The sequence below is a fragment of the Moorena sp. SIO4G3 genome, assembly GCF_010692305.1.
GTDB lineage: Bacteria > Cyanobacteriota > Cyanobacteriia > Cyanobacteriales > Coleofasciculaceae > Moorena > Moorena producens_A.
This window is the reverse complement of the sequence record NZ_JAAHIG010000599.1, coordinates 1-3,421: the sequence shown is the minus strand read 5'-3', so window position 1 is coordinate 3,421 and position 3,421 is coordinate 1. Positions and strand designations below refer to the sequence as shown.

Sequence of the window (3,421 nt, the reverse complement as noted above, 5' to 3'; positions counted from 1 at the left end):
GAACCTGGATTTTAGATCCGAACTCTTCGGGAGATCTGACCTCTACTGTTCTTGGTTCCGGCCAGGTTCAGCAAGTCGGGTCGTCGAGCGAAGAATCCCCGCGTCTTTAGACCGGGGAGTGTCAACAAACCACACCAAGTATAGGAAACTTACTGACTCGCTATCTCAGATTTTTGGTTTAAATCTTCCACTAATTGTACTAGATCAGGATTAGTCTCTGCCCATGACTTCCGCTCATTCCTGATTTTACCGAGGTGGGATTCAACATTTTCTGGTGTCATTAGAACACCAAAATCCTCTGGAACAGTCTGAGATTGATAACTGAATAGGCGATTTAGGATTAAATCACCAACTTCCTCGCGATAATGAGAGCTATCCCAATAGTTTTTCATCTCTTCCCTAATCGCTTCTGTGGTAATGCTGTTATACCCAGAGAAATCCCACACTGGTGTAATCTCCACTAACCGACGTTTCCATTCTTCAAACACTGGCCACAGTCCGGTAACCCGCAGACTTTCCCATTGAGTAGCATGGGATGGTGATATAAATATCTTTAGCTCTATGCCTTTTTCCTGACAGGTATCAACAATGTCTTTAAGATCATTCAAAAAACTATCGGAAAGTCGATACTCTTTATAATAGCCGTCAGTGGTCATTAAGCCCTTGAGCATGTCCTGAAACCCGGCTGGTAAAGGTTTCTTAGGCTTATTGTTATAAATAAAACGCATACCATTGGCATCATAGAGAAAGTAAGCCTTTGACTTGATACTAGAACTTAGGGTTGATTTGCTAGCATTCAGCGCGTTTAGGGATAGGGTGGAATTAATTACCTCTTGCAGGGGAATAGTTTTTTGATTAATCAGACTTTCCTTAAAATCTGGAGCATTAGTTTTCAAGTCATTGAACATGAAGAAGTCAATACCAATCACAACGGTTTTTAAATCCGGTTGATTAGTTAGAGCATGGTCAAAATAACGTTTAACTTCATACATATTCGGACCCACTAGTGCCAAATTGTATCCGGAGTTTCCTGGTTTCATTCCTGGGTGGTTTGGGTTAAGTCCCAGGTCAGTTCGTGATGACCCTAACAAAACGATTTTGGGTTCATTACGAATAACATCTATAGCCTTGAATAGTCTGACATGGTTAAATTGTTCAGGCTTCAACTGATTTAGACCGGGTAACTCTGGGCTATTTATGACTCCGTAAGGGTCAACCGCAGCGTTCAATAAGCCAAACCCGAATAAACTCGGAAAGGTAACTGCTGCCAAGGTTAGGTGAAATCGACGATAGGAGTTCATATAGATTACGATGGCATTTCTATAGTGCTATTCGCTTTTTAATTTTACCAGTTAAAATATTGGATGAAACAAAAAAAACCTCAGTTGATACTGAGGCTTGTAGACTATATCTGCTTGAGTCCAAAATCTGGAGTAATTCTAGGGTGCGTTAATAACCACCCTACTACTATAAAAAAGCGTCCGCAGTCTGGTTAGACAACACTAAGACAACACTTAGGCAACAGTTAAGTTAACCTGAGCCACCACATCGTTGAAGTCTTCGTCACCACCACCGAACAGATCCTCGAAACCAAAGGTGTTATCTCCTAGCAGGCGAATATGGTCAACTTGATCTGGGTTAGCCCCCACGTAAGCAAAGTAGGCATTCAGGTCGGAATCCTCTTGATCTGCATTAGAAGGATTATTAGCTAGGAACTCCGCTGCTGTACCATCGGAAATCAGGAATGGAGCCAGTATTACCCCACCGGATACTCCAGCACTTAAGTTTACCTGATTTGAGATTGCAGCTTCTGCATAACCAGCATCACCGGGATTTAAACCGTTAACTGTGCCACTGAAATTATCAACCACATACCAGCCAACGGTATTATTGAATTCAGCTTCACTGTTGACCACAAGACTACCAGTAACTGTACCAGTCACGTCGGTCAAATCGATCAGTTCCAGTATCCCTTGAATGTCGTTAGGGCCTGTTCCCAGTGGCGCAGTGGAACCTGTACCGTCTGAGACAACCACAGTGGCATCATTGTAGTCGAAGTCATTGCCATCTTCAAAGGCCAAGGTTAACTGACCATTGCCATTGTCAGTGACCTGTAGATGGTTCTGACCATCGCTATTCAATGAAGGATCACTGAAGAATACGTTGGAGGTAGAATCCTGTCCCGCTAGCACCCCATCAACAGAGCCACCTTGAATCACGTAGAATACCACGTTATCGTCGGGGTTAAAACTGTCGATGATGCGGGTGGGTTGAGCACTACCTAAACTGTCAGGGAGAACAGAGAAAATCGTCTCAGCTCGGAACAGAGCAGCTTCTACATAACCACTCTGACCAGGGGCAATGCCATCAATTGTACCTTGGGCATCATCAGTAACAAATGCTCCAATTTCACTGACTTCACCAAGTTCGCGACCTGTAAGAGTAAATCGCAGGGTGTCGCCGTTAACCATAAAATTATTATTGGCATTCTGAGTTAGAGGCGTCGTAGGCGTAGTCTGTTCAATGGTGAAGTTAACAGTGTCTGTGTTAGTGCCGCCATTACCATCGCTTACCTCAAAGGTTAGGCTATCAGTGCCAGTGAAGTCGGCATTGGGCGTATAGATAATAAAGTCATCTGTGGCATCATTGGCAGTGCCATTATCATTGACTACTGCTGTCCCGTTGCTTGGATTGCTGACAATTGCAAAAGTTAGCGGATCCCCATCAGGATCAGAGTAGTTAGCGAGAACATCAAGGGTAACTGGAGTGTTTGCCCCAGTAGTAGCACTATTATTATTAGTGTTTGTGACTACTGGAGATTCATTAACACGAGTCACTTCAAGGTTAACCGTAGCTGTGACCGCAGGATTAGTGCCATCATCGATCTGGTAGGTGAAGCGATCAAACCCAATGAAACCATTATTAGGAGTATAGGTAATCGTGCTATCTTGATTAACGGTTACTGTGCCATTAAGTCCTTGCTCGTTAATGGTTACAGTCAGCGCATCACCGTCAGGATCAACGTCATTAGCTAAGACATTGATATCAACCCCAGTGTTTTCTAAAGTGGTAGCAGTATCGTCTGCCGCTACTGGAGATTCATTAGCAGCAGTAACATCAACGTTAACCGTAGCTGTGACTGCAGGATTGCTGCCATCATCGATTTGGTAGGTGAAGCTATCAGCCCCAGTGAAGTCAGCATTGGGCGTATAGGTAATAGTGCCATCTTGATTGACTACTGCGTTACCATTAGCGCTCTGCTGGCCAATGGCCAAATTGACCGCATCACCTTCAGGATCAGAGTCATTAGCTAAGACATTGATATCAACTGCAGTGTTTTCTACAGTGGTCGCAGTATCGTCTGTGGCTACTGGAGATTGATTAGGAGCAGTGACATCAACGTTAACGGTAGCTGTGACCA

General features: G+C 44.0%; 2 protein-coding genes and 1 pseudogene. 1 reads left to right on the top strand and 2 read right to left on the bottom strand.

Annotated features, from left to right (window positions below):
* Window positions 1–110: pseudogene (locus F6J99_RS43420) on the top strand (transposase); the annotation flags it as partial.
* Between the two features lie 39 nt (window positions 111–149).
* Here the strand turns inward: F6J99_RS43420 and F6J99_RS43415 are convergent.
* Together F6J99_RS43415 and F6J99_RS43410 are read right to left on the bottom strand one after the other, a co-directional pair.
* Window positions 150–1,301: a hypothetical protein gene (locus F6J99_RS43415; RefSeq protein ID WP_293123234.1), complete on the bottom strand. Its 1,152-nt coding sequence runs from the start codon at window positions 1,299–1,301 to the stop codon at window positions 150–152.
* Window positions 1,302–1,514: 213 nt separating this feature from the next.
* Window positions 1,515–3,421, bottom strand: a 1,907-nt coding sequence (locus F6J99_RS43410) for an Ig-like domain-containing protein (protein ID WP_293123231.1), incomplete at its 5' end; no start/stop codon positions are given.

Excerpts from the sequence above, each read along its gene's own strand:
- F6J99_RS43415 (WP_293123234.1), bottom strand. The coding sequence starts at position 1,301 with ATGAACTCCTATCGTCGATTTCACCTAACCTTGGCAGCAGTTACCTTT.